Genomic DNA, 19,834 nt, shown 5'->3' on the forward strand with positions numbered 1-19,834 from the left:
CTATTTGTAGATATTTATTTTGTAAAATCTTAAAAAACGCTCTCTTAATAGACGCTAAAAGTATAAAAAACTAATAGGTTTTGATGACTTATTTTTTTAAAAGTAAATTGTTTAAATAAAATAGAAATATTGAGAGTAAGATTATACGGATTATTAGGATATAAAACACCTCATGAAGTAGAACAATAATTTTATTAATCAATCATGTAGCATAGTCCTTAAAAATAATGTCTGGCTTTTTGTTACAAACCCATATTATATTTTAAAATCAATGGTTGCCTTAATAACCCCTGTTTCTGGCTTTAACCAACTATCGAAATTGTCTATCATTTCTGTAAATGGCACACTGTGCGTAATGAATGATTCTGTAGGGAATTGTTCCAAAATACTAATAACATGTTCAAAGTCTTCAATTGTTGCATTTCGGCTACAGATTAAGGTCATTTCTTTAGCGTGTATCTTTGGGTGCATATAGGTCAATTCTCCTTTAGACAATCCTACTAATACAAATCGGCCGCCATGAGACATATAGTCGGGACAAGCTTCTAATGCATATTTATTACCAGAAGCATCGAACACAGCCGTACATAAATCTCCTTTGGTAATTTCTGAAACCGCTTTAACTGCTTTTTCATCAGCTTCCACAATAAACTCAACTCCTATTTTTTCTTTGACATATTCCAGTCGCTGCCTATTCATATCGATAGCAATAACTTTTGCTCCAGCTATTTGTGCCAGCTTCATAATACCTATTCCAATAGGACCACATCCCACTACGGCTATGGTTTCCCCTGCTTTTATATTGGCCCTTCTAATAGCATGGGCACCTATTGCTAATGGCTCTACAATTGCCATTTGGTTGTCCGACAAGTTGTTTGCTGGCAATAAAATATCTGTTGGCACTACAATTTGTTGTTGCATACCACCATCGGCATGCACCCCCAAAACCATAATATTGGTACAGCAGTTTGTCTTTCCGTTTCTGCAGGCAATACATTTGCCACAACTAACGTAAGGCATCACCACAACTTTGTCTCCAGCTTTGATGCCTTTTTTGTTATCACCAATTTCCAACACTTCTGAGGCCAATTCATGACCCAAAATTCTTGGGTAAGTAAAAAACGCTTGATTACCTGCATAGGCATGCATATCTGTACCGCAAATACCCACTTTATTGATTTGCAACAACGCTTCATTTTCTTTTCTTGTCGGGGCTTCTTTTTCCTTTAGAAGAAATTCTCCTGGCTTTTCGCAAACTATGTATTTCATTTAAGCCTATAGTATATAAAATTTAGCATAAAAGTGTTCTATTTTTTTTGAGGAACAACCCAGTAAGAAAAATTATATGACTGATATGGTAATCTATATTTTTCTAAAGGCAAAGCTCCCCAACTGTTAATACTTCCTAGTCCTTGTTGAAATCCATCTATATTTACATAAACTTTATCTCTAGGAGTAAGTTCTCCTGCATGTTTTTGACCTTTTTCACTACCAGAATCCAAGTCGTCAACACTATAATTTAAAGCTGAAATATTGAGGGGTTTATCCCCAATAAGTTTTAAAGAAATATCATTGTTCGTAATTAATTTCATCCAGCGAACATCTCCTCTATTCCCATTTTCTTGAGGTCTTATATAAGGAAAATAAAGGTCTGAAACAGGACTTGAATACAATCCTACTTTAGCTGCATGCTGCCTATCGGTGTAAGATTCAAAAGGTCCCTTCCCATACCATTCCACATTTTCAAAGTTCTTAGATAACACCCATTCGTTACCAAATTTAAACATGTTGGTATGATTCCCTTTTAATACTTCAAAATTATTAGACACTTTTATGGTTCCATCCCCATATATAATATACTCCTGTTTAAAAATAGCATCTCCACCAAATAGCTCTTTGATACTAGAAATTACTATTTTAGTTTCTGAAGTTTCGTTAATGGCTACTTGAGCAATTTCCTTTTTACCGACTGTTTTCCATTCAGCATATCTTTTTTGCAAGCTTGCTCCATAGTCATTATCATTAGGAGCTCTCCAAAAGTTTACCTCTGCTCCTTTTTCTATTAAAGGTTTATCATTAAACGTATAAGATGACAGTATTCCATATGTTTTATCAATTTCTACTTTAAAATTAGAACCTATAATATCATAAGTTTTTGAATTTTCTTTTAGTTCTATACTAGGCAAATTATCAGGTTCGTTAAACACAAATTCAACATCATTTATTTTAAATTGCTCGTGACCAATTTCAAAACCTGATTCCAACAATGGCTCTTCTTCTTTTAATACAACCTTTAGGTTTAAAAAATACTCTACATCATCTTTGAAGTCTTTTTTAAATGGAACTTCTATAGTGGTTGTTTTTTGAGGTTGACAATCAATGTTACTAATGCTTCCTGAATCTACTACTAAACCATTACCAATAACCTCCCAATTTAATTTATAATTAGATAAATCTCTGAAGAAATACCAATTCTTGATATCTATTAAGCCTTTGCTAATGTCATTTTCATAAAATTTTATGTTTTGATGGATGTGCTTAACTTCATTTATATGCGGATTTGGCTTTCTATCGGGCTGTACCAATCCATTATTCAAAAAGTTATTATCACTTGGTACATCTTCTGGCCCAAAATCGCCACCATAAGCAAAAATCGTCTTACCATTTTTTTCTGTCTTAATCCCTTGATCGACATAATCCCAAATAAACCCACCTTGTAGTTTATCGTATTTTTCAAATAAATCCCAATACTCTTTAAATCCACCAACACTATTCCCCATAGCATGAGCGTATTCGCATTGAATCAAGGATCGTTCATCTTCATTTGAAGTTGCATATTTCTCACAATAATCAGGTGAAGCATACATAGGCACATACAAATCGGTATTCCATTCTAAACCAGCTCTTTCATATTGTACTGGCCTAGTACTATCCATTTTTTTAGCTAGTAAATATGTATTGTAAAAGTTATATCCATTTCCTGCCTCATTACCTAAAGACCAAATGACAATTGAAGGATGGTTTTTATCACGTAAAACCATTCTTTCTGTTCGGTCTAAATGCGCTTTTAACCACTTAGGATTATTTGCAAGCGTTTTATTAAGGTTATATCCCATTCCGTGAGATTCTATATTAGCTTCATCTATAACATAAATGCCATATTGATCACAGAGCTCATACCAATAAGGGTCGTTTGGGTAATGGCAAGTTCTAACTGCATTGATATTGTACTCTTTAAAAATTTGGATATCCCTAAGCATGTCCTCTTTAGATATTACATGCCCTGTCTCTGGGTCGGTTTCATGCCTATTTACACCTTTAAAAAGTATAGGCTTTCCGTTTAATAAGTATCTTCCGTTAACAACCTCTGAAGTACGAAATCCTATTTTTCTAGAAATAACTTCTTTAACATTACTTGATTTATCTTTAAGAATTATATTCAAGGTATATAAATTTGGTTCTTCAGCCGACCAACTTTTTACTTTTGGAATAACCGAATTAAAATTTAAGGCTGCCTTATTATTACTAGAGCCTAATTCAATTTTTTTATTAGACTGAAATATAATTTTATCAATATCTACTATCTCAACTTCAACGGTTCCTTTATATTTCTTTTCTGTGGTACTTGAAATATCTACTTGCAGTTTAAAGTCACCATCTTTATACTGATTTACTAAACCTGATTTAACTGTAAAATCTGAAATATGAACTTTTGGTCTGGCATATAAATACACATCCCTTTCTATACCAGATATGCGCCAAAAATCTTGACACTCAAGATAACTACCATCACTCCATCGGTATACTTCTAATGCTATCGTATTTTTACCAGGTTTAACAAAGTTTGTTAAATTAAACTCAGCTGGTAATTTTGAACCCTGACTATACCCTACTTTTTTACCATTCACCCAAACATAAAAGGCTGATTTAACTGCTCCTAAGTGAATAAATATTTCTTTACCATCCCAATTGGAAGGCAATTCAAAAGACCTTTTATAAGATCCCACAGGATTATAACCATCTGGAATATCGGGTGGATTAGGATTTTTAACCGCAAAAGGATAAGTTGTATTCGTGTAAATAGGAATACCATAGCCTTCTACTTCCCAATTGGATGGAACCTTAATATCATCCCAACTACCTACATCAAAATTTTCTAAATAAAAGTTTTTTGGTCTAAGTTCAGGTGACTTAACCCAATTAAATTTCCATATACCATTTAACAACAAATAATTATTAGCACTTCCTATATTATTCGTTAAAGCTATTTCTTTGGAATTAAAAGGAAAAAAAGATGCTCTTGCTGGTAATTTGTTATCTGATATAACATCTGGATTCTCAATTACAGGATCTAAGGTTTGAGCGATTAAAGCATTAGACAATAACAATACAACTAGAGTAATTTTTTTAAAAAACTTCATTTAAATACATCTTTAATTAATTAATAAAATTTTACAGGTATTTTTCTGTAAAAAACCCATAAATATTCAAGGTGCAATATATGCAATATGTGTTTCAAATTAAAATATTTTTTTCATACTTAAATAATATCTTTATATTTGAATTCAAATAATAGAGAATGTGTTACAAATACAGTAACAGTAATAATCCACATGTATTTATTAATCATATTATGTTTTTGATAATGACATTTTACTAGCAAAAAACCATGAAAATCAACTCCCGATTACTCCTAATATTAACATTTGTATTTTTTAGTCTAACCACCTTTGGACAGATAAAACAAAGAGAGCGCCCTAAATCTTGGGACAGCTTAATATTTGGAGGACGATTTATGGATCGTTTTCTACCTATGCCCATTCAAGGAACTTTAACCTATGACACATGGGGCGCCAAAAATGTAATTCCAAGGTACATAGATAACGGCATAGAGGACAACATTAATTCCTATTGGGGAGGAAAAGCGGTATTGGGCAAGGACAGTAAATACCACCTTTTTGTTTGTGGCTGGCCAGAAAATGCTCCAAAAGGACACATGTATTGGCCTAATTCTACGGTATTTCATGCCGTTTCAAACAATTCTTTTGGTCCTTATAAAATTAAAGATACCGTAGGTCCTGGACATAACCCAGAAGTTTTTCAGCTTCATGATGGTAAATATGTGATATATGCTATTGACAGGTATTATATTTCTAACTCTTTTGACGATCCGTGGGAAGAAAAAAAATTCCAATTCAATAAACGAGACAGAAACATTATTGAAGGATTAAGTAATCTTACTTTTGCTAAAAGAGAAGATGGCTCTTTTTTAATGGTTTGTCGTGGTGGCGGTATTTGGTTTAGCAAAACAGGAATATCGCCTTATAACCAAGTTACAGAGAAAAGAGTCTATCCGCCTGTAGAAGGCGAATTTGAAGACCCTTTAGTATGGAGAACCAACATCCAATACCACATGATTGTAAATGATTGGTTGGGAAGAATAGCTTTTAGCTTACGATCGAAAGATGGGGTTAATTGGAAAGTTGACCCAGGTGAAGCCTATGCTCCTGGCATTAGCAAATATGAAGATGGCACTAATGAAGATTGGTTTAAATATGAAAGAATTAAGGTTTTACAAGACAAATATGGTAGAGCCACACAAGCACATTTTGCTGTTATAGACACCATTAAATGGAATGATTTAGAAAACGACAACCACAGTTCCAAACATATTATAATACCACTAACCGTAGGAAAGTTGGCAACCGTATTAAATAAAAAGAAAATTACCGCCAAAACAAAAACCATTAAGGTTAAAATTGAAGCCGAAAAGGGTTTTAATCCACACACCGACATTGATTTTAATTCTTTAAAATTTGGAGCTACAGAGCAAGTAAATTTTGGCAGAGGCTCTAAAGTTGTAAAAACCGAAAAATCCAGAAACGACATCATCATTACCTTCCAAGGTAAGGATAACGGTCTTACCGACGATAATTTTGCTGCCAAAATAATAGGTAAAACCACCGAGGGCAAGCTTTTATTTGCTTATACACGTCTGCCCGAAGTAAATTATATAGAACCTATTCTATCTGCAAGAATGCCTAAAATAACTAAAAGCGCAGAAGGCTACGATATACATGTGGATATTGAAAATTTCGGACAGACAGCCTCTCAAGTTTCACAAGTGGAACTGGTTTACTTAAACAATAACACCGAAACATTTGTAGCGTCTGCCAAAATACCTAAATTAGAACCCTTTGATAAAACAACAATACATTTAAAATATGATGGCAAACTATTTTCAGGAAAAGAAACACTTCCTATAAAAGTCATTATAAATCCTAAAAGTAAAAATCCGCCCGTCCTTCATGGGAATATTTCAATTTCGAAACCATAATTAATAAAAACACAAAATGAATTTAAAACAAAAACACCTTAGCGTATTACTCCTTATTTTTTCGATAACAAGTTTCAGTCAAAATAAAAAAGCCCTTTTAATTGGAATTGACGGACTTCAATATAGCGAAATTGCAAAGGCAAAAACACCTAACATTGACAAATTCATTATAAAAAGAGGCTTTGCTGGGGGTATAAATGGCGAAGACTCAGAACAAACAACTTATAGTGGTCCAGGGTGGATTACCTTATTAACGGGTGTATGGAACGATCAACATGGCATAACCAATAACGATGGTAGCAAGCTAAGTAAAGCACCTAGCATATTTAGCCTTATAAAAGAACACAAAAAAGATGCAAACCTAGTAAGTATAAGCACTTGGAAAGAAATTAATTTAATTTTAAAAAACGATTTGTACAAAACAAATTTTGCCACGGTTGGAGGGACAGATTTTTTATCGACCGAATTAATTGTCAATCAAATTACAGATTACGCTCCAGATTTTAGCTTTGTACATCTTGATGATGTAGACCATATTGGACATACATACGGCTTTGGAAAAGCTTATACCGAAGTTATTGAATATATTGATGCCTTGGTCGGTGATATTATGAACGCTGTAAACCTACGCAGAAAAAAATACCACGAAGATTGGTTAGTCATTATCGTTACCGATCATGGTAGGGACAGTAAAGGTCTTTCTCATGGTGCACAAAAAGTGAACCAGAAAACCATTTTTGTTGGAATGAACAGAGAAGGAAATGATTATTTTATGAATAGCGATAATGGAAAAACTCTAAACACCTTAAAAGAAGTGGAAGCCTTAATCCCACAAACTGCTGTGGTTCCTACAATTTTAAAACATTTAGGTGTCCCTATCGATCTCAACTGGAAATTAGACGGAAAACCCTTAATTGATTAACCTTTTATTGTATTTCTATTGGTTTTGTGATAAATCAGATGAAACAGCAACTGAATGGTCATTACTATAAGGACAATTTGGAAAGCTTGCTATGTTTCTTAACGTTCCCTGTAAGCCTCCTCCACAATAATGGAACAAATTCTTTGCAAAAATCATCAATAGAATAGAAATTTTAGTAATTCCAGAAGAAGAAAGCACAGGTATAAAATTTAGTTATTTAATTAAAATTCAACACTTTAACCTAATAAATACTCTGCTTTTTCCTTAATAAAAACCTAGTTTTCTTATATCAAACTCACGTTAAGATATAATTTTTCAAATGAATAGTTAGGTAATTACGGAAATCCAATAATAGTTTTATCTAAGAAATAAATGCAACATTTGTATTTACACAAACACTCTTAAAGCATTTCACCAATGAGCAATGAAACTACAGTAATGTTTTTTGATTTGTTCATTAGCACAACTATAATCCAAAAATAGGTGAATTTATATATTATTTAACCTTTTTAAACTTTTATAAAAACCTCCAACAAAGAGGAAAAACATATTATCATTTTTAAAACCCTCTCTTATTTTTTTGTAAGCAATTCGCATTTGTGATTCAACAGTCTTATTGGAAATGTCTAATTTTTCGGCTATTTCAGAGTACTTTAACCCATGAAACTTATTTAATTCTAAAATCTTTCTGCATTTTGGAGGGAGCGAATTAATAATGAATCTTAACTTATTTAAACGACGATTTTTAGTATTTTCATCTTCAATTATACTTTCTCTTAATAATTTTTCTTTTAAATCATCTAGCAAATTATCTCTTCTTTTAATACTTCTAATTGAGTCTATATAAGTACGATAGGCTACGGTAAAAAGATATCCCTTAACAGAAATAGAAATATTAAGTTGATGCCTCTTTAACCATAACTCAACAAAAACTTGTTGTACGATATCTTCAGAAGATTGTTTGTCTTTTGTAAATGTTTTTACATAGGCAACTAGAGTATTATAGTATTTATCGAATAATACTTTAAAAGCTTTAGCATCATCTTTTTTAATAGCAAATATTAGTGTTTTGTCCCCCATAAATAATATCTAAAATAAAATAAATTGAAAAGTTTTAAGGGTTTTTTTAAAGGGAAACGACTTGTATATATGTGGTAAATATAAAATTAAATAACATTTGAAAAAAATTATTATAAAATATTTGTCAAATTCGATATCTGATAGAGAGCTGGTTAAACTAAAGAAATGGCTAAAGGATGAACGCAATATTAAGGTGTTCAAATCCTATCTTACAAATGAATACGACATAAATTCAATTTTTTGTGATGAAGATTTGGATTTGGCATATACAAAAGTATGGAGAGATATTTCTAATAAAGAAAAACCAAAAAGGTTAAAATTTCTCAATGTGTATAAATACACCGCTGCGGCATCAATACTTATTATTATAAGCTTAGCATTCTTTTTTAACAAAAAACGAATTAGTACAAACAACATAGCCCCTGTTATTGTTAACAATCAAATTCAAACAGGTACAGATAAAGCAACCTTAACACTAGAAAGTGGAGAAGAAATAACTTTATCGAAAGGAAATGTTTTTAAAACACAAAATGCTACAAGTAATGGGGAGAAAATCGTTTATAATGAAGATTCAAATAAAAAATCAGTTTATAACATATTAACTGTTCCAAGAGGCGGACAATTTCAAGTAACATTACCAGATGGCACAGAGGTATGGTTAAATTCAGAGTCTAAAATTAAATACCCCATTAACTTTATAGCAGGGAATGATAGACAGGTAGAATTAATATATGGAGAAGCTTATTTTGATGTTTCTCCTAGCACCAATCACAAAGGATCAAAATTTAGTGTGCTATACAACCTTCAAACGATAGACGTTTTGGGGACTGAATTTAACGTTAAAGCATATAAAGACGAGTCCAACAGTTATACCACTTTAGTAGAAGGAAAAATAGCATGGTCAATAGAAGATAAAAGAAAGGTGTTATTGCCAACAGAACAGGCTAATTTTGATAGATTAACTAATAATATTACTGTAACTACTGTTGATGTTTACGAAGCCATTTCATGGAAACACGGTGTTTTTAATTTTAAACGCAAACCATTAAAAGACATTATGAAGGTTTTATCTCGTTGGTATGATATCGATGTGGTTTTTAAAGATAAAAATATTGAAGATTTAAAATTTATAGGTACTCTTTATAGAAGACAATCTATAGAAGAGATTCTGTTTTCTATAAAAAACACCAACCTCATTAATAATTACGAAATTAATAATAAAACCATTACACTTTATTAACCTTTAAAATTTAGATACTATGAAGTAAAAAAACTAAGAAAAACAAAAGGAGGACAGTAGTTTAGAACCTGGTAAGTACAAAACAACTCTTATCCCCCTTAAAAACATTATTAATCAATTAAAATTTTAACTAACTAATAACAAGCAAATTTATGAAAATTGAATCAATAAAGATTTTTTTTCTGCTAAAGAAAAAAATACTACTAATTATTATGAGAGCTCTACTATTATTATGTTGCACAACCGTTTTTAGCTTTACTCCTCATAATGCTTTATCTCAAAATACAAGAATTAAAGTAGACTCAGATAAAATCATTACTGTCGATGAGGTTTTTGATTTAATTACCCAGCAAACAGACTACGCATTTATATACCACGAAGATTTATTTAATAACTTCCCTAAAATCCAACTAAAAAAAGGGATTATAAGAATAGATAAACTTCTAAGAGAAAACCTTATAGATAATCATTTTAATATTGTTGTAATGGAAAACAACAATATTTTAATTAAAGAAAAAAGTTATAATATTATACAACAACAAGTAACAGGTAAAGTTAAAAACAAAGATGGTTTAAGTCTTGCAGGAGTTACTGTTTTCATTAAAGGTACAAATAAAGGTACAGTAACTAATTTTGATGGAGAGTACACTATCTCAGTGCCAAATCCTGAGAATGTTCTTGTATTCACTTCGTTAGGCTACAAAACACAAGAGATTAGCGTTAACGATCAAAGTGTTGTTAACGTTACAATGGAAGAAGATGTTAGCGAACTTGCCGAAGTAATTGTTACAGGATATCAAAAACTGGAAGTGAATAAGAGTACCAGTTCTGTATCTAATGTGGATGGTGCAACTATAGAAAGAAAGGGTAATTCTAATGTTTTACAATCTTTGGAAGGTCAGGTTAGTGGATTAGCATTTATTGCAGACCCTAACAACGAAGGAAGGAAAAGATTTAATATTAGAGGCGTTTCTTCTATACAAGGAGATTCCCAACCGTTGATTGTAGTCGACGGCTTTCCTCTAGTGGGAGATATTTCTACAATAAATCCTTATGAAATCGAATCTGTTACAGTTCTTAAAGATGCGGCTGCCGCCTCAATCTATGGTGCACGTTCAGCTAATGGTGTTATAGTAATAACCACTAAGAAAGGCAAGGCGGGTAAAACAACCGTTTCTTATAATACTATGACGACCATTACTGATAAGCCGGATTTGCGATACCGTTTAAACAGGGTTTCGTCTTCAGATTTGGTGGATATCCAATTGGCTAGGGTGATTGATGATCCTCACACTTATGAATATTTCTATAATAACAACCCTGATGATCCCACACTTAGATTATATAGTATTCCCGCAAATAGGGTTTACGCTACATTGGCTGATTTGAACGAAGGAAGAATTAGTGAACAAGAAGCAACTACTATTGTAAACAACCTTCGGAATATTGATAATACACAGCAGTTAGAGGACCATTTCCTGCGCTCCAGCACAGAACATCAGCACAATTTAAGCGTTAGTGGTGGTGGGGATAAACATTCTTATAGAACATCCTTGAACTACACTAAAAATAAAGGTATGTGGGTTGGGGACAAATCTGATAGAATTATTTTAGATATCTTAAACAGTTTTAAAATTAATGATCGACTAACACTACAGCTTATTGGCAATACTACTCTTTTTCAAGATTCCTCCACACCACTCATAGATGGGAGCAGAAATCTTGTTCTGGGTGGCATATCTTCCTATCAAAATATTGTTGACGCACAAGGCAATCCATTACCTGTAAATATTGGATTTGCGGGTAACAGACTCAATTATGGAGGCAAAAACCAATTTCAAATTCAGCAATTAATGGATAAAGGCTTATTCGATGAGACCTTTTATCCTTTAAACGAATTGGGAAAACGCAAAATAGATAACAAATCCATAGCACTTCGTATTCAGACAAGATTGCAGGCCATGATAACTAAAAGCCTTTCCGGGAATTTGGATTTCCAATATGAGTTAGGAGGGGGAAAAAATTCAGATTTTTCTAGTGCAGATTCTTGGAATGTGCTTAGTACAATAAATAATACCGCTCCAGAAGATTATGATGGTAATCCGGACGATCTTAGGTTGCCTATTGGAGCCCATTTAGTAGAAACGCGGTCGAACAGAAACTCATACACCCTAAGAGGACAACTTGATTTCAACGACAATTTTGGAGATCATGAGGTTTCTGCAATAGTTGGTTCAGAAATACGTCACATATTTACATCCTCTACCACAACTGACACATATGGATACGACGGTTCTTCCTTAGTGATCAAGCCAGTGGATAAAAAAGAGTTATCCCAATCAATATCGAATGTAATCCATCCTGCAGGTGAAATAAGAAATGGTATTCTCTTTGAAGATAGATTTGGCGAAACCATGGATAGATTTTTCTCTTTATATGGTAACCTCACATATGGGCTGTTGAATAAATACATCCTTTCAGGGAGTATAAGGGTAGATCAATCAAATCTTTTTGGAACAGACCCCAAATATCGATATAAACCATTTTGGTCCACCGGTATTAAATGGCGATTGGGAGAAGAGGATTTTTTTAAAAACGATCTTGTCAGCAAATTTGATATAAGTGCATCTTATGGGATTAATGGAAATATATCCAACAGGTTTGGACCTTTCAACATTGCGACTCCACATTTCTATTTAGGGGTAGATAACCTGCGTATAACGACTCCAGCAGTTAAAGATTTAAGATGGGAAAGAACCGCTACGCAAAACTTTAGAGTTGACATTGGAATGTTAAATAGCAGGGTCAATTTGAGTGCTGAATACTACATCAAGGAAACAACGGATCTGCTTGCAGACCGAATAGCCGATTCTACTTTAGGATTTCCTTTCCTCTCGGCTAATGTAGCCGATATAAGTAATAAGGGTTTTGACCTGTCGTTGAATACGACAAACATACAATCCGTAAATTTTTCATGGAGTACATTCATAACCTTTAGACACAATAAAAATAACGTAACCAATGCGTTCAACAGACAAGACCAAGTACGCCTTTTGGCTGGTATTAGAAACCTGGAAGGTGCGCCGGCAAATACCTATTGGATGTTTAATTGGAATGGACTGGATGAATTTGGAAATGGAACTGTAATCGACTCAAACGGGGATATTAAGGTGGCCAATGCTGATAATTTGTTCGATTTCTTGAATCCCCAGGACCTTATTCCTGCTGGAACGGCCGATCCTGTTTATACTGGAGCTCTTACCAACACCTTTCGCTATAACGGTTTTACATTATCTTTTATGTTTGTTGGCAGTGGTGGTCATGTTTTACAGAAAGATTCCTACAATGGTGAGTATCTTGAAAGGCGGGACGAAGGATTCGATTCTCCATTTGCGGCTAGTGTGAATGCTGACGCTGCAAATGCATGGCAACAACCGGGAGATGAAGAATTTACGGATATACCTTCTTACGGTATAAGTGATAGTTCTTACTACAATGCAGTAATAGCAGGGAATAGCACCAAAAACATAATAGAAGCAGATTTTATTAGACTTAGAGAGGTTATTTTAACCTACAGTTTGCCAACTAAGTTTTTAAACAATGTATTTGATCAAATGACCATTAATTTAAGGGGAAATAACTTATATCAATGGGTGAAAAATGATGAAGGTATCGACCCTGAAGCCCATGGCCTTGGGGCTAGATTTTTCAAAATAGAACCTTCTTTTAGTTTAGGCCTTAATATTAATTTTTAAAAAATAGCGATATGAAAATAAAAAGTACATTAACTGTTTTACTCGCTGCTCTATTAAGTATGTTAAATACGAGCTGCGATGATTATTTGGATGTTGATCCCAAAGGACTGACAGTTCTGGAAACCATTCAGGATTATGATCTTTTGCTAAATGGTACATGGCGTTCCATGTTCTATACTACCGATACAGACATTTTAGAATTAACATCAGACAACCATACTTCAACTGAACTTGACCTCAGGCCGATTGATGATCCACTTAATGATGCTGCCAAAGCTTATAAATTCGATTCAGATATATTCTTGAGCCACGATGAAAATGTCAGGCTTTGGGATGCAGCCTATGGTAATATTTATACCTATAATACGGTTATTAACAATGTTGGATCTTCTAAAATTGTAAGTGGATATTCAGAAGAAGATAAGGAATCTATTATCGCAGAGGCTAGGGTTGGTAGAGCATTTGAATATTGGTTATTGGTCAACACGTTTGGCAAACAGTATAACGAAGCTACTACATCTACTGACTTGGGTGTGCCGTTAATTCTAGAAGATAATGTTTCTGGTAGTGTGCCTGCAAGATCTACGGTTAAGGAAATCTATGACTTTATTATCTCAGAAAACTTGGAGGCTTTACCAAATCTACCCAATAGACCTAAGAATTATACAAGAGAATATACCGGCTCTGCCTACGCATACTTGGCGAGATACTATTTATTCATGAGCAATTTTGAAAAAGCTTTTGAGTTTGCTGACAAGGCAATTGACGTTAAAGGTGAGATAAGTGATTTTACGACTGTGCCCGTTACAACAAGTGATTATTTTGCTTTAGAGGACCATCACTTTAGTGACCAGTACACTTTTATGTCTTCTCAAGGGACCCCTAATTGGTTTTACAGATACGGTATTCTTTCAGAAGAGATGACAAATTTGCTTTCAAGTTCCGACACGAGGTTTTCTTTACTGTACTCAGACTGCGCATGGCAATACGATGACCAAACTGGTTGGAATTACAACTGTGGATTGCCGCCTACCAGGATTGGCGCAACGCTAGGTTCTGTGACTATTACACCAACGGTACCTGAAATGTATTTGACTAGAGCTGAGTGCAATGCCCGATTATCTAGTGGAACAATTGGAGAGGTAATTAATGATCTAAACTCCGTTAGAGAAAATAGAATTTATGATTATACTCCTTTGAGTGTCGCCGATTTTACTTCTAAAGCGGAAGCGTTGGCATTTGTTTTGGATGAAAGGCGGAGGGAAACATTATATATGGGAACTAGGTTCTTTGATTTAAGAAGATTGAATTTGGAGCCGGAGTTCGCCAAAACAATTGTTCATGAACTGGATGGAACAACTTATACATTGGCTCCAAACTCCGATAATTGGGCGTTTCCAATACCAGCAAGTACACTGAACTTTAATCCGCATTTGGAACAAAACCCAAGAGAATAATTAACTAGTATAAATACATATTAGTTACAAAAAAAAAGAGACTATCTAAAAAATATTTATAAAACAATTATTTCAATTCTATTTTAGAATTATTAGATACATTAACTACTTTTTTACATCTAAAATGAATCGTTTAAATTGTTTAAAATCCTCTATTTAGATGGTCTCTTCTTAAATTTAATACTTAAAAATGACACTTATGATTAGAAATTTAATTATTTTTTTATTTATTGGTCTATTATCTAACACCGCATTTGGTTTTTTTCAATGTAAAGTATTAGACTCTAACCTAAATAAAGAATATAAAGGTGAATGCAAAAAAGGTTTAGCTCACGGCAAAGGTCAAGCATGGGGTGAGAAAGATAGTTATCAAGGAGACTTTAAAAAAGGATTTCCTCACGGGCAAGGTACATATACATGGGAAGATGGGAGTACTTATACAGGTAAATTTTCAAACGGTAAAATGGATGGTGAAGGCCAATTAACTAAAATAGACGGTTTTGGAAATAAACAAATAAAAAAAGGTTTCTTTAAAAATGGAGAATATATAGGAGAAAACAAATACCCCTACAAAGTAGTTTCCGAACAGGGTGTGAGAAATATAACTTTTCAAGAAATTCCCGCAAATATTAATGAAGTACGTTTGAAAATCATTAGTAACGGTATCTTAACCTCACCTGGAGATTTAATAGTTAGGGACGACAACAATACTATTGTAGAAAAAAGAAACGGTATGATTATCCTTAATAATGTACAATTTCCTTTAAAGCGCGTCAATTTAAAATTCAGTTTGAATTCTGTTTCTTGTCAAGTCACATTTGACATTTATCACGCTGGCACATGGGAAGTCCAGATATCTATTTAATCTATATGTACTTAAAAAACTCAATAAAATGATAATAAAAAAGCTTCCAAAAGTATTGCTTTTATACACTTTAATAGTTTTCATATCTTGTAAAAAAAATGCTGCTCAAAATAAAACCAAAGAGCAACCTCAGCAGGTCTTCCTAAAAGGCAAGTTTAAAGATGAGATAAGTGAAGATGCTCTAACAATGATTAACTTTTCAAAAAACAGTTTATTTTTTGAAGAAGAGTTTCATCGTATTCCACTAGATGAAGACCAATCATTCACTTACACCTTTTCTATAGATTCCCCTGGTTACTATGCCATAGGCAGAAGCTATCTATACCTTACTCCTGGAGATAGTTTGGATATGATATTGACCGAAGGTCGTAAATCGGCCAGTTTTAAAGGTAAAGGCGCAGAAGTTAACAATTATCTAACCGCAGTCACCTACCCAAAGGGTGGTTCTTTTTGGGGTGATTTTAGGAACGGATCTGAAAATGAAAAAATAACGGACTATAAAAAAGCCCCAACTGTATTTAAAAAAATTCTTGATAAACGAATAGCCCATTTAGAAACCTTAAAAAATGCGCCAAAAGAATTTGTAGAATTGGAAAAAGCTAGATTGCGTTTTGATTATGTAAACAGTTTAGGGAACTTGTTTTATTTATATATTAATGACGTAAGGAGTGGTAAGATTACACAACAAGATATGGACAACAAATTAGAGGAAGCTGCCACATACTTTGCACCCCATATTAAAGAAATCATAGGAGATTATAACAACATTAAATATATACAATTAGAAGTATTCCAATCTCTACTATACGATTTAAAACAAGAAGATTTTATCGAAAAGCACCAGCTTGTCCAACTCAACGAAGATTTAAAAGAATATGTTCTAACCAACGATTTAATTTATGGTTTTAATAACAACGGATATACCAAGAATTTTATCACTAAATATAAAGAAGAGCGAAAAAAAATAAAAAATGAGGATTATCTTTTAGCTTTAGACAAAAAAGAAAGCAAGTATGCATCCCTAATGCAAGGAAATATAGCACCGGATTTTGAATTAACGAATTTAAATGGTGAAACTGTAAAATTGAGCGATTATAAGGGAAAAGTCATAGTTGTAGATCTATGGGCTACCTGGTGCGGCCCATGTATGTATGAAAAGCCATATTTTGAAGCTTTAGAACAACAGTATGAAACAAATGATAACATAATATTACTATCAGTATCTATAGATAAAAAGCATATTTGGAAATCTTATTTCAAAAAGAATGAAGTAAAAGGACATCAGCTACAAACCTTAAGTACTAATTTAGAGGCATACCAAGTTGCAAGTATTCCAAGATTTTTCGTAATAGACAAGGATTTTAAAATTGTAGATGTCTTTGCTCCAGTACCCTCCTCAGGTGAATTAGTAAATATTATTAAAACTACAATTTGACTATTTGATTTTTTAGTTAATCTTAAAAGCGGATACAATGCTATGCATTTGTGTCTTTTCTAAAAGTGAGTATCAAAAAATTAATGAGAATAGTGAGAGATTAAACAACAAGAGGGTAATAAACTTATAAAAGTTTATTTAATGATCAAACTTATAATATGCAATAATAAATTTAATAAATAATGAAAAGAACAATGTATCTGGCCATAGCGGTCGTAGCCTTGGTAGCTTGCAAAGAAGAAGCAACGGTGGATTATATGGTGCTATCGGGCAAGATAGCGAACATGGGACCAGAAGGGCTTGAATTAAGGAAGGCTTCGGACACAGGCTTTCTTAAAGAAATCAGTTTAGCCAGTGATGGAAGTTTTTTGGACACCTTAAAGGTAGATCAGGGTGAATACATGCTTTACGATGGGAAAAACGTATTGGACATCAATTTGGAAAAAGGTAATGAGCTACAGGTCAATTATGACTACCAAAACTTGGAATCAAGCTTATTTGTCGCCGGTATTGGTGCCGATGCAAGTAATTATTTAATCAACAAAAGCAAACAAAAGAAAGATTTGCTCTCCCCTAAACTTTATAAACTTGATGAAACAGGGTATAAAACCCGAATCAAGGACTTCAGGGACTCATTGGTGGGCATACTGAATACCAAGGAAGGAATATCTAAGGCTTTCAAAGAACGGGAGACAAAGAATCTTGAGTATGAATATTTAGGCCTGCTTAAAAATTATCAAAGTTTCCATTCATATCATGCTAATAAGCCTGATTTTGAAGTTTCCGAAGGTTTTTTGAAAGAAATGGAAGGCTTTGATTTTGCGGATGAAGAGGCCTTCTTCTCGTATCCATCCTATAAGAATTTGCTTAGAAACCATTATTATGATTTGACGGACGAAAGGATAAAGGCTAACCCCTCAGAGCGAGATGTTATCTCACTTAAAGTCGTAGCGGAAAATGGCAATGAAAAAATAAAGAACTCCTTATTGTTCGAAATCGTAAGATCTGGTATAACACATGCAAGTGATTTGGATGCTTATTATAAATATTTTATGGAGAATTCCACTAACGAAAATAATAAGGCAGTAATCACAGAAAGCTACAACCGATTGAAAAAGGTGGCCGCTGGCCAACCTTCACCAAAGTTCGTGGATTATGAAAACCATGCTGGGGGTACCACGTCATTGGATGATCTAAAAGGAAAATATGTATATATCGATGTTTGGGCTACTTGGTGTGGTCCCTGTATAGGTCAGATACCATACGTAAAGGAATTAGAGAAAAAATACCATGGCAAGAACATAGAGTTTGTAAGCATTTCGATAGATGCTGAGAAAGATCATGAAAAATGGCGCAAGATGGTTGAAGAAAAAGAATTAACCGGCATACAATTGTTGGCCGACAAAGAGTGGAACTCCGATTTTGTGCGGGGGTACTCTATCCGGGGCATTCCCCATTTCATTGTTATAGACCCCGATGGCAATATCGTGCGTTCCAGTGCACCTATGCCCGGCAAAATTGAAGAAACAATGGAACTTTTTAATTCCTTAAACTTATAGCATACTATAAATGAAATCGGTACTACTGACATTATGAGGCTTTTTGATGGCTCCTGTGCTTTTTGCACAATCGACTACTACAATTCCTCTGCCCGAGGATGTAAGGGACGGCAAACTCGACAACGGTCTCACCTATTACATACTCCACAATGAGGAACCGAAAGAGCGGGTCAGTTTTTACTTTGCAAAAAACGTCGGAGCCATCTTGGAGGAAGACGATCAGGATGGTCTTGCCCATTTCTTGGAACACATGGCTTTTAACGGGACAGAATATTTTAAGGGAAAAGGAATCCTCGGTTTTCTGGAACGGGAGGGCATTAAGTTCGGAAGTGAAGAATTATTAAAATAAATTGATTTATAGTTATATATTCATTCCCAAATAGTTTAAAATAAATCCTCTTCATTAATAAAATTTTGAAAAGTTAATTTTCAGTTTTAAACAGTCACTTTAGCAAATTAACCTTTTATACGGCATCTAATCCAGTAATGGATAACGGTGCCGTACTTTTTTTAGCAAAAGCCGTCTGCAAATAATACCAATTTGATTATAAAATGCGTCATTGGATAGGCAGGTATTTCATCATTGTGCGACGCAGCACATTCTTTGCATAGCTTAGCTACGGAAATATTGGGCAAGGAAGCAGAAAATGATGAAAGAGCAAGTTTATATGGCGCATTTTATAGTTAAGTTGGTATAATACCAATTACTACTTAAAATCACCCTAATAAAACGCCCTTTATTCCTCTCTACACCTCGACTTGCTTCGGCTCCCTCAGCACAGGACGCTCAGCACAACGTTTCAGAATAAAAAGAAACCATAGCTATGACTATGCTTTAGTTTTCTTCTTCATTTAAAGAAAAAAATCATCATTTTCTTTTACAATAATTTCAAATAGCAATGGGTATAATTTAAATCGAGTTTTAATATTCTCACCGATTTAAATTGTTATCATAAATCATTTTGATTAATATGTCTATACATATATACATATAAATTTGTATATTGTCATCAAATTAAAACACATAATCCTATCTTATTATAAATAACGTGGTTAGCACAGCACAGATAGGATTCTTTTAACTGTAAAATGCAATATCAATATTATTGAGTAACCTTATAAATCACTGAATGAAAAGAAAGACGTCACAGCACTTAATACCGAGTAAAAAAAACAACCCATTA

The 19,834-nt window shown here is 33.5% G+C and carries 12 protein-coding genes; 9 read left to right on the plus strand and 3 right to left on the minus strand.

The genetic code is table 11. From position 1 onward, the window contains the following. Nucleotides 1-255 precede the first annotated feature (255 nt). A complete protein-coding gene (locus AADI82_RS01640; RefSeq protein ID WP_341214726.1) occupies nt 256-1,269 on the minus strand; it encodes a zinc-binding alcohol dehydrogenase family protein in 1,014 nt (337 codons plus the stop codon). 38 nt (nt 1,270-1,307) lie between these two features. After that, a complete protein-coding gene (locus tag AADI82_RS01645; RefSeq protein WP_341214727.1) occupies nt 1,308-4,421 on the minus strand; it encodes a glycoside hydrolase family 2 TIM barrel-domain containing protein in 3,114 nt (1,037 codons plus the stop codon). A gap of 248 nt (nt 4,422-4,669) precedes the next feature. Here AADI82_RS01645 and AADI82_RS01650 point away from each other — a divergent pair, with 248 nt between their 5' ends. Next, nucleotides 4,670-6,337: a hypothetical protein gene (locus AADI82_RS01650; RefSeq protein WP_341214728.1), complete on the plus strand. Its 1,668-nt coding sequence runs from the start codon at nt 4,670-4,672 to the stop codon at nt 6,335-6,337. Nucleotides 6,338-6,353: 16 nt separating this feature from the next. After that, nucleotides 6,354-7,259: an alkaline phosphatase family protein gene (locus tag AADI82_RS01655; RefSeq protein WP_341214729.1), complete on the plus strand. Its 906-nt coding sequence runs from the start codon at nt 6,354-6,356 to the stop codon at nt 7,257-7,259. 489 nt (nt 7,260-7,748) lie between these two features. Here AADI82_RS01655 and AADI82_RS01660 read toward each other — a convergent pair whose 3' ends face one another. Further along, on the minus strand, nt 7,749-8,339 hold the full coding sequence (locus AADI82_RS01660; protein WP_341214730.1) for an RNA polymerase sigma-70 factor: 591 nt from the start codon (nt 8,337-8,339) through the stop codon (nt 7,749-7,751). 97 nt (nt 8,340-8,436) lie between these two features. On the opposite strand from AADI82_RS01660, the gene AADI82_RS01665 reads away from it, so the two are divergent. The 7 genes from AADI82_RS01665 (at nt 8,437) to AADI82_RS01695 (ending at nt 18,999) form a co-directional block, all read left to right on the plus strand. Beyond that, entirely contained in the window at nt 8,437-9,579 is a 1,143-nt protein-coding gene (locus AADI82_RS01665; RefSeq protein WP_341214731.1) for a FecR family protein, read from the plus strand. Nucleotides 9,580-9,731: 152 nt separating this feature from the next. After that, on the plus strand, nt 9,732-13,334 hold the full coding sequence (locus AADI82_RS01670) for a SusC/RagA family TonB-linked outer membrane protein (protein ID WP_341214732.1): 3,603 nt from the start codon (nt 9,732-9,734) through the stop codon (nt 13,332-13,334). A gap of 11 nt (nt 13,335-13,345) precedes the next feature. After that, nucleotides 13,346-14,791, plus strand: coding sequence for a RagB/SusD family nutrient uptake outer membrane protein (locus AADI82_RS01675; protein ID WP_341214733.1), 1,446 nt, complete (start codon nt 13,346-13,348; stop codon nt 14,789-14,791). A gap of 199 nt (nt 14,792-14,990) precedes the next feature. Then, nucleotides 14,991-15,656, plus strand: a complete 666-nt coding sequence (locus tag AADI82_RS01680) for a hypothetical protein (RefSeq protein WP_341214734.1) — start codon at nt 14,991-14,993, stop codon at nt 15,654-15,656. Nucleotides 15,657-15,684: 28 nt separating this feature from the next. Beyond that, nucleotides 15,685-17,091, plus strand: a complete 1,407-nt coding sequence (locus AADI82_RS01685; RefSeq protein ID WP_341214735.1) for a TlpA disulfide reductase family protein — start codon at nt 15,685-15,687, stop codon at nt 17,089-17,091. Between the two features lie 182 nt (nt 17,092-17,273). Then, on the plus strand, nt 17,274-18,650 hold the full coding sequence (locus tag AADI82_RS01690; protein WP_341214736.1) for a TlpA disulfide reductase family protein: 1,377 nt from the start codon (nt 17,274-17,276) through the stop codon (nt 18,648-18,650). 46 nt (nt 18,651-18,696) lie between these two features. After that, on the plus strand, nt 18,697-18,999 hold the full coding sequence (locus AADI82_RS01695; RefSeq protein ID WP_341214737.1) for an insulinase family protein: 303 nt from the start codon (nt 18,697-18,699) through the stop codon (nt 18,997-18,999). Nucleotides 19,000-19,834: the final 835 nt, after the last annotated feature.

Origin of the sequence: uncultured Wocania sp., from assembly GCF_964021735.1 — a bacterium.
In the GTDB taxonomy this organism is placed as follows: Bacteria; Bacteroidota; Bacteroidia; order Flavobacteriales; family Flavobacteriaceae; genus Wocania_A.

Coding starts and splice junctions, on each gene's coding strand:
- AADI82_RS01640 (WP_341214726.1), bottom strand. CDS start 1,269: ATGAAATACATAGTTTGCGAAAAGCCAGGAGAATTTCTTCTAAAGGAA.
- AADI82_RS01645 (WP_341214727.1), bottom strand. CDS start 4,421: ATGAAGTTTTTTAAAAAAATTACTCTAGTTGTATTGTTATTGTCTAAT.
- AADI82_RS01650 (WP_341214728.1), top strand. CDS start 4,670: ATGAAAATCAACTCCCGATTACTCCTAATATTAACATTTGTATTTTTT.
- AADI82_RS01655 (WP_341214729.1), top strand. CDS start 6,354: ATGAATTTAAAACAAAAACACCTTAGCGTATTACTCCTTATTTTTTCG.
- AADI82_RS01660 (WP_341214730.1), bottom strand. CDS start 8,339: ATGGGGGACAAAACACTAATATTTGCTATTAAAAAAGATGATGCTAAA.
- AADI82_RS01670 (WP_341214732.1), top strand. CDS start 9,732: ATGAAAATTGAATCAATAAAGATTTTTTTTCTGCTAAAGAAAAAAATA.
- AADI82_RS01675 (WP_341214733.1), top strand. CDS start 13,346: ATGAAAATAAAAAGTACATTAACTGTTTTACTCGCTGCTCTATTAAGT.
- AADI82_RS01680 (WP_341214734.1), top strand. CDS start 14,991: ATGATTAGAAATTTAATTATTTTTTTATTTATTGGTCTATTATCTAAC.
- AADI82_RS01685 (WP_341214735.1), top strand. CDS start 15,685: ATGATAATAAAAAAGCTTCCAAAAGTATTGCTTTTATACACTTTAATA.
- AADI82_RS01690 (WP_341214736.1), top strand. CDS start 17,274: ATGAAAAGAACAATGTATCTGGCCATAGCGGTCGTAGCCTTGGTAGCT.
- AADI82_RS01695 (WP_341214737.1), top strand. CDS start 18,697: ATGGCTCCTGTGCTTTTTGCACAATCGACTACTACAATTCCTCTGCCC.